This window comes from Streptomyces sp. NPDC018610 (assembly GCF_044391765.1).
In the GTDB taxonomy this organism is placed as follows: domain Bacteria; phylum Actinomycetota; class Actinomycetes; order Streptomycetales; family Streptomycetaceae; genus Streptomyces.
This window is the reverse complement of record NZ_JBISAL010000005.1, coordinates 283,455-309,218: the sequence shown is the minus strand read 5'-3', so window position 1 is coordinate 309,218 and position 25,764 is coordinate 283,455. Positions and strand designations below refer to the sequence as shown.

Annotated in this window: 20 protein-coding genes; 9 read left to right on the top strand and 11 right to left on the bottom strand. The window is 76.2% G+C overall.

Going from position 1 to position 25,764, the window contains the following annotated elements; all coding sequences use genetic code 11:
• Window positions 1-221: 221 nt before the first annotated feature.
• Together ACH5A8_RS15520 and ACH5A8_RS15515 are read left to right on the top strand one after the other, a co-directional pair.
• Window positions 222-1,715 (top strand): FUSC family protein, encoded by a 1,494-nt coding sequence (locus ACH5A8_RS15520; RefSeq protein WP_399002045.1) that lies wholly within the window; start codon window positions 222-224, stop codon window positions 1,713-1,715.
• A 255-nt stretch (window positions 1,716-1,970) separates the two neighbouring features.
• Window positions 1,971-3,044 carry a lactonase family protein gene (locus ACH5A8_RS15515; RefSeq protein WP_399002043.1) on the top strand — a complete coding sequence of 358 codons (1,074 nt, stop codon included), beginning with the start codon at window positions 1,971-1,973 and terminating at the stop codon, window positions 3,042-3,044.
• 177 nt (window positions 3,045-3,221) lie between these two features.
• Here the strand turns inward: ACH5A8_RS15515 and ACH5A8_RS15510 are convergent, their stop codons facing one another.
• The 4 genes from ACH5A8_RS15510 to ACH5A8_RS15495 form a co-directional block, all read right to left on the bottom strand.
• Window positions 3,222-4,145 carry a sirohydrochlorin chelatase gene (locus ACH5A8_RS15510; protein WP_399002041.1) on the bottom strand — a complete coding sequence of 308 codons (924 nt, stop codon included), beginning with the start codon at window positions 4,143-4,145 and terminating at the stop codon, window positions 3,222-3,224.
• 208 nt (window positions 4,146-4,353) lie between these two features.
• Window positions 4,354-5,349, bottom strand: coding sequence for an N-acetylglucosamine kinase (locus ACH5A8_RS15505; protein ID WP_399002039.1), 996 nt, complete (start codon window positions 5,347-5,349; stop codon window positions 4,354-4,356).
• Window positions 5,346-6,023: a uracil-DNA glycosylase gene (locus ACH5A8_RS15500; RefSeq protein WP_399002037.1), complete on the bottom strand. Its 678-nt coding sequence runs from the start codon at window positions 6,021-6,023 to the stop codon at window positions 5,346-5,348. Before ACH5A8_RS15500 ends, ACH5A8_RS15505 begins: the two co-directional genes overlap by 4 nt.
• A gap of 128 nt (window positions 6,024-6,151) precedes the next feature.
• A complete protein-coding gene (locus ACH5A8_RS15495) occupies window positions 6,152-7,237 on the bottom strand; it encodes a WD40/YVTN/BNR-like repeat-containing protein (RefSeq protein ID WP_399002035.1) in 1,086 nt (361 codons plus the stop codon).
• 268 nt (window positions 7,238-7,505) lie between these two features.
• Here ACH5A8_RS15495 and ACH5A8_RS15490 point away from each other — a divergent pair, with 268 nt between their 5' ends.
• Window positions 7,506-8,138: a hypothetical protein gene (locus tag ACH5A8_RS15490; RefSeq protein WP_399002033.1), complete on the top strand. Its 633-nt coding sequence runs from the start codon at window positions 7,506-7,508 to the stop codon at window positions 8,136-8,138.
• A gap of 120 nt (window positions 8,139-8,258) precedes the next feature.
• On the opposite strand, the gene ACH5A8_RS15485 is transcribed toward ACH5A8_RS15490, so the two are convergent.
• Entirely contained in the window at window positions 8,259-9,992 is a 1,734-nt protein-coding gene (locus ACH5A8_RS15485; RefSeq protein ID WP_399002031.1) for an acyl-CoA dehydrogenase family protein, read from the bottom strand.
• 72 nt (window positions 9,993-10,064) lie between these two features.
• Here ACH5A8_RS15485 and ACH5A8_RS15480 point away from each other — a divergent pair, with 72 nt between their 5' ends.
• From ACH5A8_RS15480 to ACH5A8_RS15470, 3 genes are all read left to right on the top strand, one after another.
• Entirely contained in the window at window positions 10,065-10,814 is a 750-nt protein-coding gene (locus ACH5A8_RS15480; RefSeq protein WP_399002028.1) for a PaaX family transcriptional regulator C-terminal domain-containing protein, read from the top strand.
• Between the two features lie 389 nt (window positions 10,815-11,203).
• A complete protein-coding gene (locus tag ACH5A8_RS15475) occupies window positions 11,204-12,004 on the top strand; it encodes a hypothetical protein (RefSeq protein WP_399002026.1) in 801 nt (266 codons plus the stop codon).
• A 9-nt stretch (window positions 12,005-12,013) separates the two neighbouring features.
• A complete protein-coding gene (locus ACH5A8_RS15470) occupies window positions 12,014-16,372 on the top strand; it encodes an HAD-IC family P-type ATPase (RefSeq protein ID WP_399002024.1) in 4,359 nt (1,452 codons plus the stop codon).
• Between the two features lie 39 nt (window positions 16,373-16,411).
• Here the strand turns inward: ACH5A8_RS15470 and ACH5A8_RS15465 are convergent, their stop codons facing one another.
• Window positions 16,412-17,491, bottom strand: coding sequence for an NADH:flavin oxidoreductase/NADH oxidase (locus tag ACH5A8_RS15465; protein ID WP_399002022.1), 1,080 nt, complete (start codon window positions 17,489-17,491; stop codon window positions 16,412-16,414).
• Window positions 17,492-17,611: 120 nt separating this feature from the next.
• Here ACH5A8_RS15465 and ACH5A8_RS15460 point away from each other — a divergent pair, with 120 nt between their 5' ends.
• On the top strand, window positions 17,612-17,977 hold the full coding sequence (locus ACH5A8_RS15460; protein ID WP_399002020.1) for an ArsR/SmtB family transcription factor: 366 nt from the start codon (window positions 17,612-17,614) through the stop codon (window positions 17,975-17,977).
• A gap of 238 nt (window positions 17,978-18,215) precedes the next feature.
• Here ACH5A8_RS15460 and ACH5A8_RS15455 read toward each other — a convergent pair whose 3' ends face one another.
• The 5 genes from ACH5A8_RS15455 to ACH5A8_RS15435 form a co-directional block, all read right to left on the bottom strand.
• Window positions 18,216-19,562 carry an FAD-dependent oxidoreductase gene (locus ACH5A8_RS15455; protein WP_399002018.1) on the bottom strand — a complete coding sequence of 449 codons (1,347 nt, stop codon included), beginning with the start codon at window positions 19,560-19,562 and terminating at the stop codon, window positions 18,216-18,218.
• A 199-nt stretch (window positions 19,563-19,761) separates the two neighbouring features.
• The gene (locus ACH5A8_RS15450) at window positions 19,762-20,439 is read right to left on the bottom strand and encodes a TetR/AcrR family transcriptional regulator (protein ID WP_399002016.1); all 678 of its coding nucleotides are present in this window, start codon (window positions 20,437-20,439) and stop codon (window positions 19,762-19,764) included.
• A gap of 154 nt (window positions 20,440-20,593) precedes the next feature.
• Entirely contained in the window at window positions 20,594-21,298 is a 705-nt protein-coding gene (locus tag ACH5A8_RS15445; protein ID WP_399002014.1) for an HAD family hydrolase, read from the bottom strand.
• 86 nt (window positions 21,299-21,384) lie between these two features.
• Entirely contained in the window at window positions 21,385-22,320 is a 936-nt protein-coding gene (locus tag ACH5A8_RS15440) for a M56 family metallopeptidase (protein ID WP_399002012.1), read from the bottom strand.
• 234 nt (window positions 22,321-22,554) lie between these two features.
• Window positions 22,555-23,124, bottom strand: a complete 570-nt coding sequence (locus ACH5A8_RS15435) for a DUF5134 domain-containing protein (protein ID WP_399002010.1) — start codon at window positions 23,122-23,124, stop codon at window positions 22,555-22,557.
• 191 nt (window positions 23,125-23,315) lie between these two features.
• Here ACH5A8_RS15435 and ACH5A8_RS15430 point away from each other — a divergent pair, with 191 nt between their 5' ends.
• On the top strand, window positions 23,316-25,016 hold the full coding sequence (locus ACH5A8_RS15430) for an FUSC family protein (protein ID WP_399002008.1): 1,701 nt from the start codon (window positions 23,316-23,318) through the stop codon (window positions 25,014-25,016).
• 110 nt (window positions 25,017-25,126) lie between these two features.
• Complete coding sequence (locus ACH5A8_RS15425) at window positions 25,127-25,741, top strand: MarR family winged helix-turn-helix transcriptional regulator (protein WP_399002409.1); 615 nt, start codon at window positions 25,127-25,129, stop codon at window positions 25,739-25,741.
• Window positions 25,742-25,764: the final 23 nt, after the last annotated feature.

Below are 25,764 nucleotides of genomic sequence, written 5' to 3'. Positions count from 1 at the left end.
CCGTCGTCCAATGGCCCGTGATCGGCGCGGATCGCACCGGCCGGTATGGGCCAATGGCCCAGTCGGAGGCGTGTCACTTGAGCCAGGGGCCACGGTGATGCTCTGATGGGGACGTCGATGGCGCTGCGGAACCCCGCGGCGCCTTTTTCATGTCGGTGTCCGGCTGCCGCGCGCAAGGCGCGTGCGCCGGCACTCCACGTGCTCCTAGGGGGAGATCAGCAGTGCTGAAGAGGGTGTTCGCGGCTCCGGACCCGGGGCGGGCGCGACTGCGCTTCGCCGCCCGGGCCGTCCTCGGCATCGGCCTGGCGGTCCTCGTCTGCGCCGCGGCCGGACACTCGCTCACGGGCGCCGTCACCGGCGGGCTCGCCGCGCTGCTCGCCCTGTTCACCGTCGCCGACCCCACCGTCCGCGGCCAGGCCGTCACCACCGCGCTGCTGCCGGCCGTCGGCCTCCCCGTCCTCGCCGCCGCCTCCGCGCTGCACGGGCGGCCCCTGGTTCGCGACCTCGCCTTCCTCGCGGTGGTCGGCGCCGGCGTGTACGCGCGCCGCTGGGGGCCGCGCGGCCACAGCCTCGGCGTGTTCGCGTTCATGACCTTCTTCGTGGCGCAGTTCCTGCACGCCACCACCCGGCAGCTGCCCGAGCTGTCCGTCGCCGTCGTCCTGTCCGTGCTCAGCGCGGCGGCGGTCCGGTTCGGCCTGTGGTGCTACGAACGCGGGCTGCCCCCGGTCGGCGCGCCCGCACCGCCGGCCGGCACCGGACTGGCCCGGGTGACCACCCGGCAGGCCGTGCAGGCGGTCGCCGGCGCCGGCTTCGCGCTCGTCCTGGGCGAGCTGCTGTCCGGGCAGCGCTGGTACTGGGCCGTCGGCGCCACCTGGTGGGTGTTCGTGAACACCGCCTCGCGTGGCGAGACCCTGGTACGGGGCTTCCGCCGGGTGCTCGGCACGGTGCTGGGCATCGGCCTCGGCGCCCTCCTCGTCGTCCCCCTGCACGGGGCCGCGCTGCCCACGGCCCTGCTCGTCGCCGTGGGCGTCTTCGGCATCTTCTACACGGCCGCGGTGTCCTACACCTGGATGATGCTCTGGGTCACGGTGCTCGCCGAGTCGCTCTACGGCCTGCTCGGCGTGCTGACCCCCGGACTGCTCGCCCTGCGGGTCGGCGAGACCGCCGTCGGCGCGCTGGGCGCCTGGCTCGCCGTACTGTTCGTGCTGCCGGTCAGCACCCATGCCGTCACCGACGCCTGGATCCAGCGCGCCCTGCGCTGTGTCCACGCCTGCACCGGCGAGGCGGCCGCCCGGCTCGCGGGCGCGGTGGACGCCGACCCGGCCCTCCGGGTCGCCGAACTGGAACAGCTGCTCGCCCGCGTACGGCTCTCCGTCGCCCCGCTCGTGCACCCGCTGAACCCGATGCTCGGCCGCAAGCGGCGCGCCCGGCGGGTGCTCTGCCTGCTCGACGACTGCGCCCGCGAGATCCGCGGCCTCGTCGCCGTCGCCGCCGACCCGGAGGCCTCCCACGACGCGCGGCTGGCCGCCGCCTGCTGGCGGGTGGAGGCGGCGGTGGAGGCGCTCACCGGCGGCGCCGAACCCGTCACCGCCGTCGCCGCCCGGCCGGGCGCGGACGCCGGCGCGCTCGTCCACCTGCACGGTCTCGAACGCGCTCTGGCCGAGCTGTCCGCACCCCTGCGCGCACCCTCGGGCTCCCCGCTGGTCGGAGCCTGAGCCGGGGAGCCGGCCGGACCCGGGACATGCGTCGGGCCGGATCCGGGACATGCGTCGGGCCGGCGACGAGTCATACGCCGGGCCTGACCTGAGGCGTGCGTCGGGCCGGCCTTGGGACCCGAGTCGGACCGCGTCCGGAGTACGGGCCCGGCCGCGGCGGGGCGCGCGGGTTCGACCGGAGCCGGAGTCTTGGTCTAGACCGCGCGTGATCGACTGCTACCGTCACCGCAACGGGTCGACCGAGAGGGGACAGCGGTGACAGACGGCGGCAGGCGGGCACGGCGGGCGTTCATCGGATCGTTCACGGCGGCGGGCGGCCCCGGCGTCGTCGCCGCGGCCGTGGCCGGGGACAGCGGGGCGCTGACGCCGCTCACCAGCGTGGACGGCGTACCCGACCCGTCCTACCTGGCCCTGTCGCCCGACGGCGACACGCTCTACGCCGTCAGCGAGACCACCGAGGGCGCGGTCGCCGCGTACCGGGTCAAGGACGCGGCGCTGGAACTCACCGGCCCGCCCGTGCGGGTCGGCGGCAGCGGACCCACCCACCTGAGCCTGTTCGACGGACACGTCCTCACCGCGAACTACGGCTCCGGCAGCGTCAGCGCCGTGCCCGTCCGGGCCGACGGGCGCCTCGCCCACGCGCCCTCCGGGGTACTGCGGCACAGCGGCTCCGGTCCGCACGAGCGCCGCCAGCGCGACCCGCACGCCCACCAGGTGCAGCCCGACCCCAGCGGCCGCTGGGTCGTCAGCGTCGACCTGGGCACGGACTCGGTACGGGTGTGCGCGCTGACCGACGGCAGGCTCGAACTGCACCGGGAGGTCGCGCTGCGCCCCGGCTCCGGCCCCCGTCACCTGGCCTTCCACCCGGACGGCCGGCACGCCTACGTCGTCAACGAACTCACGCCCACCGTCACGGTCTGCCGCTGGGACGCGGCGGCCGGCTCGCTCAGGCCGCTGGCCGAGACGCCGCTCCTGCCGGACACCCCGGCCGGCGACGCCTACCCCTCGGGCATCGTCGTCGCGCCGGACGGCCGGTTCCTGTGGACCGCCACGCGCGGCGAGGACGTGCTCTCCGCCTTCGCCGTCGACGCGGACGGGGAGGGGCTCACACGGGTGGGGACGGTGCCGTGCGGCGGCCACTGGCCGCGCGCGCTCGCCCTGTCCCACGGTTCGTCGTCCGGCCGCTCCGCGTCGGAGGGCGTCTTCCTGTACGTCGTGAACGAGCGCTCCGGGGACGTGACCTGGTTCGCCGTGGACCCGGCCACGGGGCTGCCGGAGCGCGCCGGCGCGGTGCGGGTGGCGGCCGCTTCCTGTGTGATCTTCGGCTGATCACCCTGCGGGTCCGCGCGCCGCCGGGCCGTAGGACCGCCAGGGCCGCCTGCCGTCACGAGCGCGGCAGGGCGAAGGGCCCGCGCCGGTCTGTGCGGAGCGGGCCCTTCGGCGTGGTCGTACGGCGTGCTGTCGTGCGGTGGTGCCTTCGTGCTCGGTGCCTGGCGGACGCCGAGGTCAGAGGACCGGCGTGCTCTGGGCCTGCTGCGGGGCGATGCCCAGGGCGGTCGTGTACTTCGCCAGGGCCAGCTTGCCGATCGCCGGGTAGGCGCCGAGGGACTCGGCGGCGGCGCAGTCCGCCTCCTTGGCGGCGGCCTCGATCAGCTCGGCCTCGATCTCCGGGCCGATCAGGTACGGGGCCAGGGCCAGCTGCTGGGAGCCGGAGGCACGCAGCTGCTCGGCGACGGCCGAGATCGAGCCCTCCTGGTCCAGGGCGGCGGCCATCACCGGCACGGCGAGGCGGGCGGCGAGCAGCATGCCGGTGATCCCGGCGGCCTGCACGGCCTCCTCGCCCCCGACCGAGGCGAGGATGATGCCGTCCGCCGCGGTCGCCACGGTGAACAGCCGGGCGCGGTCGGCGCGGGCGAGCCCCGCCTCCGACAGACGCACGTGCAGCGCCTCGGCGAGCAGCGGGTGCGGGCCGAGCACATCGGTCAGCTCGGCGGCGACCCGGCTGTCCATGACGGCCTGGCGGATCTGGCGCAGCAGCGCGCTGTCCGGGCCGGCGAGCAGCGGCACGACGACCGCCACCGGGCCGTCGGGCTCCTTGACGTCGAGACCGGCGGCGAGGGCCTGCTCGTACCGGGCGGTCCGCTCGTCGGCCGCGCGCGCGAGCACGGACCGCAGGGTCGGGAACTCCGAGTCATCGCCGTCGACGTACCCGATCAGGGCGTCCAGGCCGGGCAGCTCGGAACGGGCGATGCTCACGACCTCCTCGGCGAGGCCGCGCGTGGCGGTGCTGGGCGTGCCCGGCACCGCCAGGACGAGCGCGGGCGCGCCCTCGGGAGCCGCCAGCGGTTCGGGTCGACGGTGCCGTCCGGGCTGGCGGGGGCGCGGCATTCGTACAGGCAGGCCGGACGCGGGCCCAGTGGGGGAGCTCATGGCGCCGCATGTTACTGGCTTTCGCGGTGCCCCTGTTCGGGGAGGGTGCAGGTGAGCGGTTTCCGTCCGGTTTTGTCTGATGAGTTACGTACCGATCATGGCTGACCCAAGTGCGCATTCCGCCCGGACCCGACAACTCGACCGGGACATCGGCGCACTTGTCCGACGCGTGCCCGACACGTCCGGATGCGGGAGGCCGGTCGGGAAATCAGCCCCTTTGCGCCCGGGGGACGTACAGCATCTTTTCGTCACCCGGCAGGGCGAGGGCGCCCTCGGCCAGAGCGGTCGCGATGCGCGCCGAGCCGTGCAGGGGATCGCCCTCGGCGGCGACGCGCCGCGCGTGCGGCAGCCGTACGGCCAGCTCCCGGCCCAGCGGCACGAGGAGCGGGTCGCCCATCTTGAACAGGCCCCCGGTGAGGGCGATCAGCGGCTCGCCGGCCGGCGGGCACACCGCGGCGGCCGACTCGGCCATGTGCCGGGCCGCGGCGCGCAGCACACCGGCGGCGACCGGGTCGTCGTCGGCGGCGCAGGCGGCGACCCGGGGTGCGAAGGAGGCCAGGACGCCGGCGCGGTCGGCGCGCGGGTAGAGCAGGCCGGGCAGCCGGGGCATCGGCCCGAACGCCTCCTCGGCCTGCGCCAGCAGGGCCGTGGAACCGCCCTCGCGCCCGTCGTGGGCACGCAGCGCGGCCTCCAGTCCGGCCCGGCCGATCCAGGCCCCGCCGCCGCAGTCGCCCAGCAGATGGCCCCAGCCGTCCGCGCGACGCCAGCGGGACAGGTCGGTGCCGATCGCGATCAGTCCCGTTCCGGCGGCGATCACGGCGCCGGGGCGCGGACCGAGGGCGCCGGCGTACGCGGTGACCGCGTCGGCGGCGAGCGCGACCCGGCGCACCCCGAGTTCCCGCGCGAGCGCGCCGGGCAGTTCGGCGCGCAACGCGTCGCCCAGCGTGGCGAACCCGGCGGCCCCCACGACGGCGGTCGCCAGTCGCCCCACTCCTGCCTCGGCGGTCAGCGCCCGGGCCATGGGCAGCAGTTGCGCCATCAGGTGCGCGGGGTCGATGCCCCTGTCACCGGTGCGCACGGGCTCCGCGGAACGGCGCTCGGCCAGCGGTCCGCGGCCGGGCACGCCGATGAGCGCCCGGATCCCGGAACCGCCGGAGTCGACGGCGAGGTACCCCTCGGCTCCGGTCTCCGCGCCGCCCGTCACGGCAGGCGCCAGTCCACCGGCTGTCCGCCCTGTCCGATCAGCAGGTCGTTGGCGCGGCTGAACGGCCGGGAGCCGAAGAAGCCGCGGTCGGCCGACATGGGGGAGGGGTGCGCCGACTCCACCGAGGGCAGATCGCCGAGCAGCGGGCGGAGGTTGCGGGCGTCGCGGCCCCACAGGATCGACACGAGGGGCTTGCCGCGTGCGGCCAGTGCGCGTATCGCCTGCTCGGTGACCTCCTCCCAGCCCTTGCCGCGGTGGGCGGCCGGCTTGCGCGGGGCCGTGGTGAGCGCCCTGTTGAGCAGCAGCACGCCCTGCCGGGTCCACGGCGTCAGGTCGCCGGAGGACGGCTGGGGGTGTCCCAGGTCGCTGTTCAGCTCCCGGTAGACGTTGAGGAGGCTTCCCGGCAGCGGACGCACCTCGGGCGCGACCGAGAACGACAGTCCCACCGCGTGGCCCGGGGTCGGGTACGGGTCCTGTCCGACGATCAGGACGCGTACGTCGTCGAAGGGTTGCTGGAAGGCCCGCAGGACGTTCGCCCCGGCCGGGAGATAGGTGCGTCCCGCGGCGATCTCCGCGCGCAGGAAGTCGCCCATCTGGGCGATCCTTCCGGCCACGGGTTCGAGGGCCTTCGCCCAGCCCGGTTCGACGATTTCATGCAAGGGTCGTGGTGCCACGGGCGTCACCCTACTGCCGGGCCCCGGGCGATGATCAAGCGGTTGCCGGGCAGAGGCCGGAGACGGCAGGAGGGGCGACCGGACCGCGGCGGCCGGCGCACCGTGCGGACCGGGGGCGGTCGCGGTGGTCACCCGATCACCGCCGCGCGCACGCACAGCACGTCCGGCAGGTGCGCGGCCAACTGCCGCCAGCTGTCGCCGTCGTCGGCCGAGGCGTACACCTCGCCGTTGCGGTTGCCGAAGTACACGCCCGCCGGGTCGGCGTCGTCGGTGCACAGGGCGTCGCGCAGCACGGTGCCGTAGTGCTCCTCCCGCGGCAGGCCCGCCGACAGCGGCTCCCAGCTGCCGCCCGCGTCGGCCGTGCGGAACACCCGGCACCTGTGGCCGGCGGGCACCCGGTCCGCGTCGGCGTTGATCGGGAAGACGTACGCCGTGTCGCCGCGGTGCGGATGGGCGGCGGCCGCGAAGCCGAACGTCGAGGGCAGTCCCTCGCCGATGTCCGTCCAGTGCGCGCCACCGTCGTCGCTGCGGTACACGCCCCAGTGGTTCTGCAGGTACAGCCGGTCCGGGTCGGCCGAGTCCTGGGCGACCTTGTGGACGCACTGCCCGAACTCCGGGTTCGGGTCCGGCAGGAACACGGCGGAGACCCCCGAGTTCGACGGGGCCCAGCTCGCCCCGCCGTCGGACGTGCGGAACACCCCGGCGGTGGACACCGCGACCGTGACGGCCTGCGGGTCGCGCCGGTCCGTCACCACGGTGTGCAGACCCTCACCGCCGCCGCCCGGCACCCACTTCGAGCGGGTGGGGTGCTCCCACAGCGGCCGCACCAGGTCGAAGCTCTCACCCCGGTCCTCGGAGCGGTACAGCGCGGCCGGTTCCGTGCCGGCGTACACCACGTCCGGTTCCGCGGCCGCCGGGTGCAGCTGCCACACCCGCTCCAGCGAGGCGCCGGTGTCCTTGGGGAACCTCACGGCCGGCCGGGCCGGTTCGGTCCAGGAGCGGCCCAGGTCGTCGGAGTGGAAGACGGACGGTCCCCAGTGCGCGCTGTCGCCGGCGGCCAGCAGCCGCGGGACGGACCCGCGGGTGTCGATGGCGACCGAGTACACGGCCTGGGCGTTGAAAAGGGGACTGTCGTCGAACTCCCAGGCGCCGTCCCGCCGCCGTCCGATGAACAGGCCCTTGCGGGTGCCCACCGCGAGCAGTACCTCGGTCATGCCGATCACCTCCGCCGCTTGGCGACATCGCCGTCCCGGGCGCCTTCGTCCCGGACACCGGTCAGTGTGCACCCCACCACTGACAGTCACCCGCGCGTGGCCGTCGTCGCAGGTCGGACCGGCACCGTCGGTACTCCGGCCGGTGGTGCGGGATCAGCGCGCCCATGGGACCGCGGGCCCGGGGAACCCGGGATGAGCATCGGCGAACCGCTTTCCGTACGGAAGAGCGGTCCGGTGTGTCCGCGCGTTCGTGAGGAGGATGCCTTCGATGGCCGTCCGTGGTCCCCAGGTGTGGCTGTGGCGGTGGCGCCGCAATCCGCTCAGGCGCCGTGCCGACGCGGTGGAGGCCTGGGTCGTGCTGGGCGTCTGGCTGCTCACCGTCGCCGCCGGGGCGCTCGCCGGCTGGGCGGGCGCCCGGGGGGTGGAGCGCGGGCTCGCCCGGGAGCGGCTGGAGTGGCGGCCCACGGTGGCGCTGGTGACCCGGACGGCTCCCGTTCCGGTCTCCGGCGACGACCCCGGCAGGCCCGGCGCCGCCGCCGACGACGAGGGGGCCGGACACGGCGGGGCAGGCGACCCCGCCTCCGTGTGGGCGCAGGTGCGCTGGACCGCGCCCGACGGCGCCGGTCGTACCGGCCGGATCCGGGTGGCCTCCGGCAGCGCCGCCGGCACCGCGGTCACCGTGTGGACCGACCGCGGCGGCCGGCTGGTGACCCGGCCGCCCACGGCCGCCCAGGCCCACACCCGGTCACTGGTGATCGGAGGCCTGGCGGGCGTGGGCGCCGCCGCCGTGCCGTTCGTCTGCGGCCGTCTCCTGCGGGCCCGTCTGGAACGCCGGCGGCTGGACCGCTGGGACGTCGAGTGGGCCCGCTTCGACCCCCTGTGGGGCCGCGAGACCCGGTGAGCGGGCCCGGCCGCCGCTCACGCCGTGGTGCGTGCGGCGGCCGGGCCCACCGTGCTCGCGCCGCCGGACGAAGCCGCCGTCCCCGGGGCGGCACGAACTCGGTGCGGCCGGCGGGCTCCCTCAGGCCAGGCCCGGCAGCGCCCGCCCCAGGATCGTCCCGAGCTCCGCGCTGTCCGGCAGCGTGCCGAAGGAGTGGCCCCAGTCGCCGCCCAGCCGGGTCGCGCAGAAGGCGTCGGCGACGGCGGACGGGGCGTGCCTGACCAGGAGGGCGCCCTGAAGGGTCAGCGCCATCAGCTCCACCAGGCGCCGCGCGCCGAGCGGGGACGCCTCGCCGAGCCCGTCCTTGAGGCGGGCGACGGCCGCGTCCAGCCGGGCGTCGCCGCCCCGGGCCAGGGCGAGCTCGGCGAACAGCGCCTCGGCGGTGCCGGGCTCGCGGCCGAGCGCCCGCAGCACGTCCAGGGCGTTGACGTTGCCCGAGCCCTCCCAGATCGACAGCAGGGGAGCCTCGCGGTAGTGGCGGGGCATGCCGGACTCCTCGACGTAGCCGTTGCCGCCCAGGCACTCCAGGGCCTCCGCGGTGAAGGCCGGGCCACGCTTGGTGACCCAGTACTTGCCGACGGCGGTGGCGATCCGCCGGAACGCGGCCTCCTCGCCGTCGTCGCCGGCCCCGCGCACGGCCCGGTCGGCCGCGCCGGCCAGCCGCAGCGTGAGCGTCGTGGCCGCCTCGGACTCCAGCGCCAGGTCGGCCAGCACGTTGCGCATCAGCGGCTGGTCGGCCAGGCGCGCGCCGAAGGCACGGCGGTGCAGGGCGTGGTGGCCCGCCTCGACGAGCGTCTTGCGCATCAGCGCGGCCGACATCATCACGCAGTCCAGGCGGGTGCAGTTGACCATCTCGATGATCGTCTTGACGCCCCGTCCCTCCGGCCCGACCAGCCAGGCGACCGTCCCGTCGAACTCGGGTTCGCAGGAGGCGTTGGACCGGTTGCCCAGCTTGTCCTTGAGCCGCTGGATGCGGAAGCCGTTGCGGCTGCCGTCGGGCAGGACGCGCGGGACCAGGAAGCAGGACAGCCCGCCGGACGCCTGGGCCAGCACCAGGAAGACGTCGCACATGGGCGCCGAGGTGAACCACTTGTGCCCGCGCAGTGTGTAGACGCCGGGCTCGGCGGTCGGCGTGGCCGCCGTCGTGTTGGTCCGCACGTCCGAGCCGCCCTGCTTCTCGGTCATGCCCATGCCCGCCAGCAGGCCCGGCTTCTCCGTCGGCGCCCGCAGTCCGGGCTCGTAGACCCTGCTGGTCAGCAGCGGTTCGTAGACGGCCGCCAGGTCGGGCTGGGCCCGCAGGGCGGGGACGGCGGCGTACGTCATCGAGGTCGGGCAGCCGTGGCCGGCGTCGGTGTGCCCCCACACCAGCCCGCCCGCCGTGCGGGCCACGTGCGCGCCGGGCCGGTCGTCGGCCCAGGGCGCGCCGGCCAGGCCCTCGGCGACGGCGGTCCGCATCAGGTGGTGCCAGCTCGGGTGGAAGTCGACCTCGTCGACCCGGTTGCCGTACCGGTCGTGGGTGCGCAGCTCCGGCTCGTGCCGGTTGGCCTGCTCGGCCCACTCCTGGGCCTCGGCGCCGCCGGCCCGCAGCCCGAGCCGCCGTACGTCCTCCTCGGCCCATCCGGCGCCCTCCCGGCGCAGGCCCTCCAGCAGGGCCGTGTCGTCGGACGCGTCGTAGGGGGCGAGCGGAGGGGGCTGGTTGGTGACGTCGTGCGTGGCGTAGGGACCGGCCGGCCGGGGCGGCTCCTGGGGCGCCGGCCGCCGGTCCGGCCCGTTCCGCCGCTCGTCCTGCTGCTCGTGCGCGAGAGTGGAGGTCATACGAGCAGTGTTGCACTTATCCTGCGGTCGCAGCAATGATGCAACAAGACCGGATCCGTACAGTACGTGACCATGAACGTCTCCGAGGAGCCCGCCGCGGTGGACCTGCGCCCGCTGTCCGCGCGGTCCGTCGTGCTGAGCCTGCTGCTGGGCACCCACCCGCCCGAGCTGCCGGTACGGGACCTGCTGCGGGCCGTGGAGCCCTTCGGCGTCGGCGGATCCACCCTCCGGGCGGCGCTCAGCCGCATGGTGGCCGCCGGCGACCTGCGGCGCGCGGACGGCGTCTACGGCCTCAGCGACCGTCTGCTGGAACGCCAGCGGCGCCAGGACGCCGCCGTGCACCCGGAGACCCGTCGCTGGGCCGGGGAGTGGGAGATGGCGGTGGTGACGGCGACCGGCCGCGGACCCGCCGAACGCGCCGCGCTGCGCACCCGGTTGACCGCCCTGCGGCTCGCCGAACTCCGCGAGGGCGTCTGGCTGCGCCCCGCCAACCTGAGCCGCCCCTGGCCCGACGGCCTCGACGACGTGGTCCGGCGCTTCACCGCCCGGCCCGACGAGCCGGCCGAGGACCTCGCCGCGCGCCTGTGGCCGGTCGACGCCTGGGCCGCGACGGCCCGGGCGCTGCTCGCCCATGTCGCCCGCGCCGAACGGCCCGCCGACCGCTTCACCGCACTCGCCGCCGTCGTACGGCACCTGCTGGCCGACCCCGTCCTGCCGGCCCGTCTGCTGCCCGGCCAGTGGCCCGGCCCGGCGCTGCGCGCCGTGTACACCGGCTACCGGCGGGAGCTGACCGAGGAGATGCTCGGCCGCGCCAGGGAGTGACGTTCCAGGAAGTGACGCGACAGGGAGTGCGACGCGCCAGGGAGTGCGACGCGCCAGGGTGTGAAGGGAGCCGCGCGACGCCTCCGGCACGGCGGGGGCGGCCACGCCCACCGCGACCGCGCTGACCGGGACCGGAAAGAGCGGGTCGGTGGTCCGCGCGGCGGCGGGGGGGGCGCTTCCACGGCGGTGGGGCGCGTGCGGCGCGGCGAGGGGCGCGCCCTGATCGCGGCGCGGCCGATCTCCCCCGCACGATCGCCGTCCGGCCGAGCGGACGGCGTGGCCGGTGGCGCGGACGAGGGCCCTGACGTTCCCTGAGATGGGCGGGATGACCTGCACGGTCACGGGCACCCGGTGGGCACGGAAGGGATCTCACCCAGGCGAGGAGAGTCATGGCTGAGCAGAAGTCGTCGTCGGCCCTCGCGGCGCCCCTGCACGGCGCCGCCTCGGTGCTCCGGAAGGTGCCCGGCGCCGGAGTGGTCGGCAGGGCCGCACAGGGCACGCTGGACAAGGTCGGCGCGGTGTCGCCGAAGGGGCGTCGGCTCGCGGTCTACACGGGCGCCGGAGTCCTCGGCGTCGCCGGAGTGGTGGAGTGGCCCGTCGCGCTCACCGGAGCGGCCGTGGCCTGGCTCACCCAGCCCCGGCCCGAACATCCGGAGCAGTCCCGCGGGCCCGGACGCCTCACGGGCGGCGGACAGCCGTCGACGGCGCCGGACACCGGCACCGCGCACCCGGGCGCCGCAGAGGACGGCGGACCGCAGACCGCCACCACGGACGCCGCACCCGGCGGCGGACCGTCCACCACCGGCACCACCCAGGACACGGGCGCCACACGGCGAACCGGCCCGGCCGGCGCCGCCGAGACCGCCGGCCCCGCCCAGGAGACCGGCACCGCCGAGCACGCCGCCCGGCGCACCGCGCCCGCGCACGCCCCCGCGACCGGCGAGCCGGCGCAGGACATCGCGACCGCGGCGCTCACCTCCGCGCACGGCGGCGCCGAGGCCCCGAAGCCCCCGGCGGGCGACCGGACCGAGCCGCCCACCGGGAGGACGCGCCCGACCGGCAAGCCTCCGACGGGCAAGGCGTCCACGGGGACGCCGACAGGGAAGGAGCCCACGAGCGCACCGGGTACGGGCCACACGTCCACCGGCCCCCTCGGCCCCACGGCGCGGCCCGGCCGCACCACCCTCTGAGGGCGCGCCATGGTGCTGGGTCTGCTGACCGCCCCGTCGGCCGCCGCCCGGTTGCTGCCCGCGGCGCCCCGGGCCCTGGCCCGGGCCGCCGCCCCGGCGGTCGGGATGGCCGCCGGAGCGGCGGCCGGAACGGCGCGCGCCGGCGTACGGAGCGCGGACACCGCTGCGCGCGTCGTACGGGTCGCCCGCAACGCGCTCCCCGGCGCGGGCGGCAACTGGCGTTCCGGCACGCGCGCCCACATCGCGCTGCGCGCCGCCGAGCCGGGCGCCGTGCGGCGCGCCGGAGGCACCGACCACCTGGCGCGGCGGGTGGCCGCCAAGCTCGCCGAGCGGCCCGACGTCCTCTTCGCCTACTGGGACCAGGGGCTCGGGCGACTGGTCGTCAGCGTGACCGAGGACGAGTTCGCCGACCGGGTCGTGGAGCACGCGAGCGATCTCGCCACCCGGCACGGGCTGACCCTGGAGGGCGGCGACCCGGAGGAGACGACGCACCCCGCCGACCCCGCCGGAGTGCGGGCCGCCGCGGCCACGCTCGCCGCCGACGCGCTGGGCATCGCCATCGGCCTCACCGCGTACGGGATGCGGCTGCCGCCGTCACCGCGCCTGGCGACCGCCGTCGTGACCCTGCTGCGGGAGAACCCGCGCTTTCGCGCCCGGCTGCGCGCCCGCCTCGGCGCCGCCCGGATGGACCTGCTGCTGGCGTGCGCGAACGCGGCCGCGCACGGCGTCGGCCAGACCCCCACCTCGCTCGTCCTCGACGGCGCCCTGCGCGCCTGCCAGCTGGCCGAGACGGTGGCGCGCTCCGCCGCCTTCGACGCGGTGCACGACCAGCTGTGCTCGCCCGACCGGATCAGTGTGGCCGCCGACGGCTGCCCGCGTCCGCCGCTGCGCGTCTCGCCTGCCCAGGAGTACGCCAACCACGCCTCCGCGGGCAGTCTGATCGGCGCGGCGGCCACCCTGCTGGTCAAGCACGACGGCGCCGAGGCGGCCGAGGCGGTGCTCGCCGGCTCGCCCAAGGCCGCCCGCTACGGGCCCGCCGCCTTCCACTCCGTGCTCAGCGCCGCACTGGCCCGCACCGGCGTGCTGGTGCGCGACCCGGAGCGGCTGCGGCAACTGGAGATGGCCGGCACCGTCGTCCTGCACCCGAGCGCGCTGCGCACCGAGGACGGCGACGCCGACCCCTGGGCCGAACCCGTCCTGGACGCCGCCCGCCGGGCCGGCCTCCGGGTCGTCGTCGTGGGCGACCCGGCCCTGGAGGACTTCACCGGCCTCGCCGACGAGGTGGTGGACGCCCGGCGGCCCCTCGACGACGTCGTGTACGGGCTGCGCCGCGACGAGGACGAGGGCGCGGTCATCACCGTCGCCCGGGCGCGGTCGGCCGACGACCACGACGTCCTGGCCGGACTGCTCGGCAGCGATGTCGCCGTCGCCCTCACCGACCGCGCCGGGGCCGTCGTCTGGGGCGCCGACGTCCTGGCCCTGCACGGTCTGCCCGACGTGTGGCGGCTGCTCACCGCGGTCCCGGCCGCCCGCACCGTCGGCCGCCGGGCGCAGACCCTGGCCCGGTCGGGCGCCGCGCTGTCCGGGCTCATGGTCGCCGTCGGCGAGTCCGGGAACGGCCGCGGCCGCCGGTCCCTGCTCCCCGGGCTGCGACACGCGCCGGTCGACGCCGGCGCGGCCACCGCCCTGCTCTCCGGGGCGCGCGCCGCCCTGGGCGTGGCCGCCGCCCGCGCGCCGCGCCCCCACCCGCGTGTGCCCTGGCACGAACTGGAGTCGGACGAGGCCCGGGAGCGGCTGGAACACGAACCGGCGGACGAACCGACCGCCCTGGAGCAGACCACCGCCCGTGTCCGCGAGACGGTCGGCGGCGCCTTCCGGCACCCCGCCCTCGCCCCGGCCCGCTGGACGTACGACCTGGGCCAGGCCGTGCGCGGCGAACTGCAGGACCCGCTCACCCCCGTCCTGGCCGTCGGATCGGCGGCCTCGGCGATGCTCGGCTCCGTCATGGACGCCCTGCTCGTCGTCGGCGCGCTCGACCTGAACGCCCTCGTCGGCGGTGTCCAGCGGCTGCGCGCCGAACGGGCGCTGTCCGGGCTGCTGGCGGAGCAGAAGCAGAAGGCGCGCCTCGCGCCGCCGGCCGGGCGGGCGCGGGCCGGCCGGGCGCCGGCCGAGAGCGCCCGCACCGTCGACGCGGGCAGACTCGGCCCGGGCGACGTGATCGAACTGAAGGCCGACGACGTGGTGCCCGCCGACGCCCGGCTGCTGTGGGAGGAGGGCCTGGAGGTCGACGAGTCCGCGCTGACCGGGGAATCGCTGCCGGTGCAGAAGCAGACCGACCCCACCCCGCACGCCGTGGTCGCCGACCGGCTCTGCATGGTCTTCGAGGGCACCACGGTGGTGGCCGGACAGGCCCGGGCCGTCGTCGTGGAGACCGGCGAGCTCACCGAGGCCGCACGCGCCGTGCACCTGGCCGCCCGCACGCCCCCGGCCGCCGGGGTCCAGGCCCGGCTGCAGGAACTCACCCGCAAGGCACTGCCGCTGACCCTCGCGGGCGGCGCGGCGGTGACCGGACTGGCCCTCCTGCGCGGCGCCCCCATCCGCGACGCGGTCAGCGGAGGCGTGGCCGTCGCGGTGGCCGCCGTGCCCGAAGGGCTGCCGCTGGTGGCGACGGTGGCCCAGCTGGCCGCGGCCCGCCGGCTCAGCCGGGCCGGTGTCCTCGTGCGCACGCCCCGCACCCTGGAGGCGCTGGGCCGGATGGACACCATCTGCTTCGACAAGACCGGCACCCTCACCGAGAACCGGCTGCGCCTGGTGCGGATCTCCGACGGCGGCGGCACCGTCCACGCGGTGGGCGACGAGGCGGGCGCGGACACGCTGCGCGCCGCGGCACGCGCCTGCCCCCGCCTGAACGGCGGCTCCGACCGGCCGGTGCACGCCACCGACGAGGCCGTGCTCGACGCGGCCCGTCCCGACCCGGACTGGACACAGCTCGAAGGCCTCGCCTTCGAGGCCGCGCGCGGCTACGCGGCGGCCGTCGGCGAGACCGCGGACGGGCAGCGGCTGCTCGTGGTCAAGGGCGCCCCGGAGACCGTCCTGCCCGCCTGCCCCGCCCTGCCCTCCCACGCCGCCGACACCTCGCACTCCCTGGCCGGCGGCGGACTGCGGATCCTGGCGGTGGCGCAGCGGCGGCTCGGCGACGGCGAGGAGGAGGCGGACGTCCTCGAACAGGGGCTCCGGGACCTGGAGTTCACCGGCCTGCTGGCCCTGTCGGACGTGCCCCGGGAGACCTCCACGACCCTCGTGCACGGCCTGTACGAGGAGGGCGTACGGCCGGTCATGCTCACCGGCGACCATCCGCAGACGGCGCGGGCGATCGCCACCGAACTCGGCTGGCCGGAGGACACGGCCGTGGTCACCGGGGACGAACTGGCCGCCGCCGACCGCTCCGCCCGGGCCCGGATGCTGCGGGACGCCGGAGTGGTGGCCCGGGTGGCGCCCGAGCAGAAGCTCCAGGTCGTCGAGGCCCTGCGGGACGCGGGCCGGGTGGTGGGGATGGTCGGCGACGGCGCCAACGACGCGGCCGCGATCCGCGCGGCCGACATCGGCGTGGGCATCAACGCCCGCGGCTCGGCCGCCGCGCGCAACGCCGCGGACATCGTCCTCACCGACGACGACCTCACCGTCCTGATCGACGCGATCGGCGAGGGCCGCGCCCTGTGGCACAGCGTCGCGGACGCCATCGCCATCCTGATCGGCGGCAACGCGGGCGAGGTCGGCTTCGGCATCCTCGGCACCCTGCTGGCGGGCCGGGCGCCGCTGTCCACCCGGCAGATGCTGATGGTGAACCTCTTCACCGACCTGTTCCCGGCCATGGCGGTGGCGGTGACGCCGAAGGAGGACGTCGAGCAGGCGCGCGCCGGATCGCCCGAGGACGCGGCGGGCGGCGTCCTCGGGGAGCCGCTGATCCGGCAGATCCGCCACCGGGCCCTGACCACCTGCCTGGGCGCGGTCACGGCCTGGCTGATCGGCCGCTTCACCCCGGGCACCGCGCGCCGCTCCGGCACGATGGCGCTGTGCGGGGTGGTCGGCACCCAGCTGGCCCAGACCCTGCTGGACCGCCGCGACAGCCGGCTGGTCCAGGTGACCTCGCTGGGCTCCGCCGTCGCCCTGGTCGCCATGGTGCAGACCCCGGGCGTCAGCCGCGTCTTCGGCTGCACGCCGCTGGGCCCGGTCGCCTGGGCCGGCGTCGTCGCGGCCATCGCCCTCGCCCTGGCCGGCCAGCGCGCGCTGCCCCGCCTGGAGGAGACGGTCGTACGCCTTCTGCCGACGCGGAGCGACGAGGAGACCACCGCCCCCGCCGCGACATGAGAGGGGCGCGCCGCTTTCCCGAGGGACGCGCCCCGTCGCTCAGACGGACCGGTGGTACTGGTCCGGCACGTGCACCGAGCCGCCCAGCTCGCGGGCCGCGTGCCGGGCCCAGGACGGGTCGCGCAGCAGCTCGCGGCCGAGCAGGACCGCGTCGGCCTCGCCGTTGGCGAGGATCTTCTCGGCCTGCTCCGCCTCGGTGATGAGCCCGACGGCGGCCACCGGCATCGGCGTCTCGGCCTTCACCCGCGCGGCGAACGGCACCTGGTAGCCGGGGCCCGTCGGGATGCGCACGCCGGGGGCGTTGCCGCCGGTGGAGACGTCGAGCAGGTCGACGCCGTGCGCGTGCAGCTCGGTCGCCAGGCGCACCGTCTCGTCGGCCGTCCAGCCGCCCTCGTCCAGCCAGTCGGTGGCCGAGACGCGGAAGAACAGAGGCTTGTCCTCGGGCCACACCGCGCGCACCGCGTCGACGACCTCCAGGGCGAGCCGCGCCCGGTTCTCGTACGAGCCGCCGTAGGCGTCCGTACGGTGGTTGGAGTGCGGGGAGAGGAACTCGTGGATCAGGTAGCCGTGGGCGCCGTGTATCTCGACGACCTCGAAGCCGGCGGTCAGGGCCCGTCGTGCCGCGTCCGCGAACTGCCGCACCACGTCCTTGATCTGCTCGACGGTCAGTTCGGCCGGGACGGGATGCCCGTCGTCGAAGGGCACCGCGCTCGGCGCCACCGGCTGCCAGCCGTGCGCGTCCGGTCCGACCGGTGCGCCGCCCCGCCAGGGCCGGTCCGTGGACGCCTTGCGGCCGCCGTGCCCCAGCTGGACGGCGGGCACCGTGCCCTGGCCCTTCAGGAAACGGGTGATCCGGCGGAACGCCTCGACCTGGGCGTCGTTCCAGATGCCGAGGTCGTACGGGGAGATCCTGCCCTGCGGCGACACGGCGGTCGCCTCGACGATGATCAGCCCCGTGCCGCCGGCGGCGCGCGCCGCGTAGTGGGCGAAGTGCCAGTCGTGCGGGACGCCGGTCAGCGGGCCCTCGGGCTCGGCCGAGTACTGGCACATCGGGGGCATCCAGACCCGGTTCGGGATCGTCACTTCGCGCAGCGTCCAGGGCTCGAAGAGCGCGCTCACGGCGGCCTCCATTCATCACGGGTGCGGTGGTCGGCTTGTACGGTAACCCTCGTAGTACGGAGGCTGTCAAACTACGATGTTTCTCGTAGGATGAAGAGCCTCGTACGAAGTGGAGCCGCCGTGACCGCCCCTGCCTCCGTCCCCGCCGCCGGCGGCCGAGTCCTGGCGCATCCCGCGCCGGAGGAGATCCGCCTGGAAGGCGTGCTGCACGCGCTGTCCGACCCGCTGCGCCTGCGGATCGTGCGGGAACTCGCCGCCGACGGCGAGGAGCTGTCCTGCTCGGACTTCGTGGTGCCGGTCACCAAGTCGACCACCACGCACCACTTCCGGGTGCTGCGCGAGGCCGGAGTCATCCGGCAGGTCTACCGCGGCACCGCGAAGATGAACGGCCTGCGCCGGGAGGAGCTCGACGCCCTCTTCCCGGGCCTCCTCGACAGCCTCCTCGGCGCCGCCGCCCACCAGGAGGAGCGCCTGGCGGACGGCTGAGGCGGGACCGCCCCGGTCCGGACGAGAGCCATCCGGCCGACGCGTGCGCGAGCCGGCCGGCGGCCGGGCGGCGTGTGAGCCGGCCGTCCGGGGGGCCGTCGGGCGGCGACCTTCCGGGTGCGTTGGCGGCGTGTGAGCCGGCCACTCCGACCCTCGGACGCGTGGAGCGGCGTATGAGCCGGTCGCTCGTGCCGTGACGCCCGGCGCGGTCGCCCGGCCGCGAGGCCGCCGTGCGGCCCTACAGAGCCGCCGTGCGGGCCGCCGCCCGCAGCGACTCCCAGTCGGGCAGCTTGACCACACTGCGTCCGAGCGAGACGCCGAGGCGCGCCTCGGCCCGTTCGATGGCCTGCCAGCCCGCCCACCGCACCGGCTCCACCCCCTCGGCGCGCAGCGCGGCGACCGCGTCGTCGGGCACCTCCCCGCGCAGAAGCTCGGGCGCGTCCGCGAGCAGTGAGGTCACCGTCTCCTTCGCGCACGGCCGGTTGGTGCCGATGACCCCCGTGGGGCCCCGCTTGATCCACCCGGCCACGTACTCGCCGCGCGCCACGGCCCCCTCGCGCAGCACCCGGCCCTCCCGGTGCGGCACGGTGGCGGTGGCGGCGTCGAACGGCAGCCCGTCCAGCGGCACCCCGCGGTAGCCCACCGAACGCAGCACCAGCTGCGCCGCCAGTTCCTCGTGGCGTCCCGTCCCGCTCACGCCGCCCCGTCCGTCCGGCGCCGTCCGCTCGAACCGGACCGCCGCCACCCGGCCCCGGGCGGCGAGCAGTTCGACGGGACGCAGGAAGAACCGCAGGCGGATCCGGCGGGAGCCGCCGCGCGGGGGCGTGTGCGCCCACTCGCGCAGCACTTCCACGTTGCGGCGCCGGGCCGGCGGCAGCGCCGAGGGATCCGCGCACGCCGGGTCGAGCGCCAGTTCCGCCGGGTCGACGACGACGTCGGTGTCCGGCAGGTCGGCCAGCTCGCGCAGTTCCTTGGTGGTGAAACGGGCCTGCGAGGGGCCGCGCCGGCCCACCATGTGGATGTCGGCGACCCGGCTCGCGCCGAGCGCGGCGAGCGCGGCCTCGGGCATGTCGGTGGGGCTCAGTTCCGCCGTGTCCCGGGCCAGCATGCGTGTGACGTCGACGGCCACGTTGCCCATGCCCACGACCACGGCGCTTCGCGCGTCCCGTACGAAACCGCCGTCCACCGCGTCCGGATGGGCGCTGTACCAGGACACGAACTCGGTCGCCGACCAGCTCCCCGGCAGCTCCTCGCCCGGCACGCCCAGCCGGCGGTCGGCCGCCGCGCCCACGCAGTACACCACCGCGTGGTACAGCTCCCGCAGCCTGCCGGCGGGCAGTCCGCCGGGTCCGCCGATCTGCACCCCGCCCAGGAACCTGACCCGCTCGTGCTCCAGCACCGAACGCAGGCTGCCCTGCAACGACTTGATCTTCTCGTGGTCCGGTGCGACCCCGTAGCGGACGAGCCCGTACGGGCACGGCAGCCGGTCGAGGACGTCGACGAACACCGAGGAGTCCTGTTGGACGAGGCCCTGAGCGGTGTAGCACCCGCTCGGCCCCGAGCCGACGACGGCGACACGCAGCACGGCGGAACCCCTTACCCCGGCGGTCGGAGGAGATCGCTGATGATTACCAGCATCGCACCGAGCGGGCCGCCGGGGGAGAGCGACGGCGCCGGAGGAACGGCGTGTCGGCCGCCCTTCTTCGCCCGCCCTTCTCCGCCCGGCCGTCTCCGCCCGCCCGGCGCGCCGAGCCGGTGCCCGGCGGGAGCCCGTCCGGCGCGGACTACTCCGGCGCGTCGGCGGCCGGTGGCCGGCCGGTGGCGAAGAAGCGGGAGACGTCCGAGCGGCCGGCCGCGCCGGTGGTCTCGGCGCCGGGCGGGCGGCCCATGTCCCAGTCGAGGCCGTAGCGCTCGAACAGCTCCGTCCGCAGCACCGGCACCGGCATCGGCGCTCCGGGCACCAGCGCCGCGTAGACCGCGCCCATCAGCAGCGCGCGCAGCCTCGGGTAGTCCGCGTCGACGTCCGCCGAACCGCGCCGGGCCACCGTGTCCCGCAGCAGGTGCGACAGGCGCTGCTGTTCCGGGCACTGCACGAAGCCCTCGGCCTGCAGCATCCCCGCCATGTGCTGGCGCATCAGCACCGGCCGCTCCCGGGCCAGACCCAGGATCGCGTCGATGGCGCGCGCCATCCGCTCCCGGCCGTCCTCGGTGCGCGGCTCACGCTCCAGCGCCTCCTCCAGCGTGCGGTGCATCAGCCGGTGCACGGCGGACTGCACCAGTTGGCGCTTGCCGGGGAAGTAGTACGAGACCAGGCCGCGGGCCGAGCCCGCCCGGTCGGCGATGTCGCCGAGCGTCGTCGCGTCGTACCCGTGCTCGCCCACCAGCTCGACGGCCGACTGCAGAAGCCGCTCCCGGGAACGCCGCCGCAACTCTTCATTGACCGAGGCGCTGCGCGGGGACATGCTGTAACTCCTGCGTTGACTGGCTGCCAGCCAACTATACTCAACGCGAGCGGACCGGCCCCCTTGTGCGGGCCTGGTCGGCATGCCGCCCGTCTCGGGCGACACGGGGGATCGTCCGAGACGGGCGTACGTCCGCCCCATTGGTTTCCTCGGGCTACTTCACTTCTTCCGCCACCACGTCGAGCACGCCCCGCAGCGCGTCCGGCCGCCGCGCGACCGGCAGGTGGTCCACGAAGTGCACCCCGCAGCCCAGCGCCGCCGCGCCGCCGTCCGCCCTCCGGCTGTCGCCGACCATGAGCACGTCCTCGGGCTCGACGCCGAGCGCCGTGCAGGCCACGGCGAACAGGCGGGGATCCGGCTTCTGGACGCCGTGCTCGTACGACAGGACGTAGGCGTCCACGCAGGCGTCGAGGCCGTGTGCCCGGAACACCGGACGCAGGTCCCAGCCGATGTTGCTCACGACGCCCACCGCGATCCCGCGCTCGCGCAGTGTGCGCAGCACCTCGGGCGCGTCCGGGTACGGGGTCCAGGCGGCCGGCGTCATGTGCCGGTCGTACAGCGCGTCGTGCAGCGCCGCGTCGGGCAGCCGCACGCGCCGGGACGCGGCGGTGTAGGCGGCCCGGTGCTGCTCGGCGCTGCGGTCCCGTACCGCCCACAGTGCGGCCAGTTCGTCCGGGAGGGCGATGGGTTCCGCACCGCCCGGCAGTGCGCCCGCCTCTTCCAGGCGACGCGCGGTCTCCGTGAACTCCTGCTCTTCCAGCGTCAGTTCGGCCTCGTCGAGCACGGCCCGGAGCCAGGACTCGGCGGACTCGATGCGAAAGAGGGTTCCGGAGAAGTCGAAGAGGACGGCGGTCGGCATGGTGGTGATCATCGTCCATGCCGGCCGTGTGCGCCACCGATCACGGAGAATCCGCGGCGTCCCGGCCCGGCGCCCCCGTCGGCCGGTCAGCTCAGTGCGTGCAGTCCCGGGATCAGGGCGACCAGGACGGGCACCACCGGCACGAGCGACGCCACCGCCGTCAGGCGCAGCCGGCGCGCCGCGGGGAGCCGGGTGCGGGGCGTGAGCAGGCGGTGCACCCGCTCGGGAACATCGGCCCGCGGGGTGGGGCAGGGACCGAACACGCCCCGGTCCTCGTTGAGTCCGACGAGGGCGAGCGCGGTCGTGAGCCGGCCGAAGCGGCGCGAGGCCACGTCGTCGGCGGCGAGCTCGACCAGGCGGTGCATCTCGTCGCGGAACGCGGCGAACACCGGCACCTGCGGGAAGCCCTCCGCGAGCGCGGCCGAGCAGTGCAGCAGCCAGTCGTGCCGGGCCCGCGCGTGCCCCTGCTCGTGCGCGAGGACCGCGTCCAACTGCCGTCCCTGAAGACGGCGCAGCGCGGCCGTGGTGACGACCAGCCGGGGCGTGGACCCGGGCAGCCACCACGCGTCCGGCCGCTCGCTCTCCAGCACCACGAGCCGCTCGGCGCCGGGCTCCTCGCCGGGCAGCAGCGGGGCGCGCACGAGGAGTTCGGCGCGCCGCAGTCCGCGCCGCCGCCGGGCCCGTACGAGCTCGCGGAGCAGCATCGCCGCGCTCCACACCCCGCCGCAGGCGAGCGCCACCGCGGTCGTCGGCGCCCACGCGCCGGCCGTGCCGAACGCGTACGCCTCCACCACCGCGCGCGGCGCCGTGGCGAACACATGGCCGCGCACCGCCTGCCAGGCGGCGGCCGCGCTGAGCGTCATCGACAGCGCGCAGCACAGCAGGACGGCGGCCACCACGCACTGCCACGCCCACAGCGCGACGACCGGTTCACGGTCCGGCCAGTCGGCCCGGGCGAGAAGCCGCGGAGCGGCCACGGCGGTCAGCACGCCGAGCAGCAACAGGACCGCGGGGACCATCATGCGAGCACCCTATGAGCGCCCGGCCGCTCATGTACGGCCCGGCGCGGCGAAGTGACACAGACCACGACGCCGCGCCCCGCCGGGCGCGTCACCGCGGGGCCTCGTCACCTCGTCACCGCATGGTCACGGCCTCCGGCCCGGCCGGCCCCGTCGTGCCCACGACGGCCCCGGTCTCCGCCTCCGCGGAGTCCGTCACCGCCGCGATCCGCCGGGATCTCCGGAGCTGCCGTGGTCTCACAGGGTCAGCAGCATGGCCACCATCGCCATCCCCATCGACAGCCGGCACGCGCGCGCGAGTTCCGGCCGGTCGCCCCACCCGGCGCCACCGCCCGCCCCGGCGCGCACGGTCGCCGCGCCCGCGCCCCCCGCCGGCACCAGCCGGGCGCCCGACAGCAGGACGTAGCCGGCGAAGTACGCGAGGAGCGCACCGGTGAGCAGGGGCACCCCCGAGCCACCGTGCCCGTGGTGGTGCGAGCCGGGGGAGAGGGTCATCACCACCGACATGTAGACCATCGCGGCGGCGCCTATCGAGTGGTGCAGATGGTGCGCGTCGATCCGCGCCCACCACAGCGAGCGCAGCGCGGCCGCGCCGAAGACTGCCGCATAGACCGGCCAGGCCCACGCCGGCGGGCTGAAGACCGCCGCGGGCACGGCCATGACGGCCATCGCGAACCCCATCACCGCCTCGCTGCCCGCGGCCCGGCGCTGCTCCTCGACGCCGCTGCGCATCCGCAGCAGACAGTAGGCCCCGCTCGCCGCGCACAGCGCGACCAGCAGCCAGCCGGGCGAAGCCGGTCCGTGCACCCCCCACCTCCCCGTTCGACGGTTCCCGGCCGCCGCTGGGGGCGGCCGGGCGGTCGGTCAAGCGATGCCCGGGACACGCGGTGCGCACACGAGCGCAAGGGTGTACGCGGGGAGCATTCGCCGGAGCGCGCCATGTCACGAGCCCCGCGAAGATCTAATTTACTTGTAAAACACCTGTTAAGCTTGTCGTCATGAGCAGTGCGTCCCCCACTCCCACACCCACGCCGAAGCCCGGCGGCCGATCCGGCCCGCGACTGCCGCTCGCCGGCGTGTTTCGGCTCGGCCGTCCCTCGGACATCTGGTTCAAGCCCGCGCTGAGCGTCGTCGTCTCGGTCGCCCCGCCCAACCTGACGCTGCTCGCGCTCGGCCGGCTCGACCTGGCCATGTACACGATGGCCGGATCGCTCTGCGCCCTCTACGCCCACAACCGGCCCTACGCCGCCCGGGCCCGGGTGCTGGCCTGGGTCGTGCTCGGCATGCTCGGCGGCCTCGCGCTCTCCCTGGTCGCCGCCTCGCTGACCACGAACGCGGTCGTCCTGGTCACCGTGGGCGCCCTGATGGCCGCCGCGCAGAAGGCGCTGTGCGACGCCACCCGCCTCGGCCCGCCCGGCAACGTGGTCCTCACCTTCATCAGCTCCGCCTCCCTCTTCGTCCCGCAGACCCTCGGCCAGGTCCCCGGGCACATGGCGCTGGCCCTCGCGGCGGCGGTGTGGGCCTGGCTGGTCGGGATGGCGCCGGGGCTGCTGCGCCCGCACGGCCCCGAGCGCCGCGCCACCGCCCAGGCGCTGAACGCCGCCGCCGCGTACGCCGCCACCGGGGGCGCCGGCGAGGACCACGCCCGCACCCGCGCGGCCGCTGCCGCCGCCGTGCAGGCCGCCTGGCAGACACTGCTCGCCTCCGGCGCCCGCACCGAGACCCGGTACGCCCTGGAGCGCCTCGTCGTCCGCGCCGAGGTGGCGCTCGCCGCACCGGCCGACACCGACCCGCGGCGGCTGCGCACCTGGGCCCGCGAGCTGTGCGGCAGCGGACCCGTCCCGACCACCGGCGAGACGGCCGCGGCCACCGACGAACTGCTCGGCGTGGCCGCCGAGAGCGCCGCGCCGCACCGTCCCTGGTGGAGCCGGCTCGGCCCGCTCACCCCGATCGCGCTGCGCACGGCCCTCGGCTGCGCGCTCGCCGGGTACGCCTCCCTGGCGCTCGGCATCGGCCGCCCCTACTGGGCCCTGGTCACCGCCGCCGCCCTCTACCAGGCCAACATGACCCTCACCTGGAACCGGAGTGTCCAGCGCGTCGTCGGCAACCTCGTCGGCGTCCTCGTCTTCGCCGTCATCGCCCCGTTGGCCCACACCAGCGGCGTGGCCCTCGTGCTGTGCTGCCTGGCCCTCAACTTCGGCGCCGAGGCGCTGATCGGCCGCAACTACTGGCTCGGCACCATCTGCGTGACGCCCATGGCCCTGCTCATCACCGAGTTCGCCCGGCAGCAGCAGACGGGGGAGCTGATCACCGAACGCGCGGTGGACACCGTGGTCGGCGCGCTGGTCGGCTTCGTGGCCGCCGTCGCCGTCACCAACCGCCGGGCCGGCGACCGCATCGAGCACGGTCTGACCGCCGTCGACCGGGCTCGCGAGCGGGCCGCGCGGCTGCTCGCCGAGGAGCGCGCCGAGCCCGCCGCGCTGGAGTCCGCCCGCCGCGGCCTGGCCGCCGCGCTGGTCGAGCTGCGCGCCACCGCCGACGCCGCGTCCGGCGAGTGGTGGCAGCGGGCCCTGCCCCAGGAGCGGGTCGTGCTCACCGAGCAGTCCGCACACCGTACGCTCGCCGCGACGGTACGACGCCTGGGCCTGCACACCCCGGCGGCGAGCACGGGCGGCACGACGGAGGACCTACGGCCATGACGGCGAGCGACGGACGGCCGGCACCGGGGGAGACGGCACCGGAGGAAACGGTGCCGGACGAGGCGGTGACCGCGGCGGCGGCCGGGCGGGAGCGGGAGCGATCCGGCGGGATGCCGACGGGGACGGCCGCCGCCGCCCACGAGCTCCCCGTCGGCACAGCCGCCCCCGCCGGCGCCGTCCGCGACGCCGATGTCGTCGCCCCCGACGCCGGCGGCGCCGTCCGTGACGACACCGTCGCCGGCGTCGTGCGCCAGTGGCGGGCCGTCCATCCCGACCTGGACACCGCGCCGATGGAGATCATCGGCCGCATCAACCGCTGCGCCGCCCTCCTCCAGCAGGCCGAGGACGCGCCGCTGCGCCGGGCCGGACTCAGCCGCGCCGAGTTCGACCTGCTCGGGGCGCTGCGGCGCACCGGACACGAACTCACGCCCAGTGAGCTGGCCCGCGAGACGTTCTCCTCGGGAGCGGCCGTGACCAAGCGCCTCAAGCAGCTGACCGAACGCGGCCTGGTGGAGCGGCGCGGCGACACCCGCGACCGCCGGGTCGCCCACGTCCGCCTCACGGACGCCGGACGGGGCCTGGTCGACGGCATCCTGCCCGAACAGCTGGCCTACGAGAGGACCGTCCTCGCGGGCCTGGACGGCGACGGACGCGGTGAACTGGCCGCACTGCTGTGCGAGCTGCTCGGCAGGCTGGAGGGCCGCCCGGGCGTGCCGCGGGCCTGAGGCGCGGACCACGGAGCCGAGGC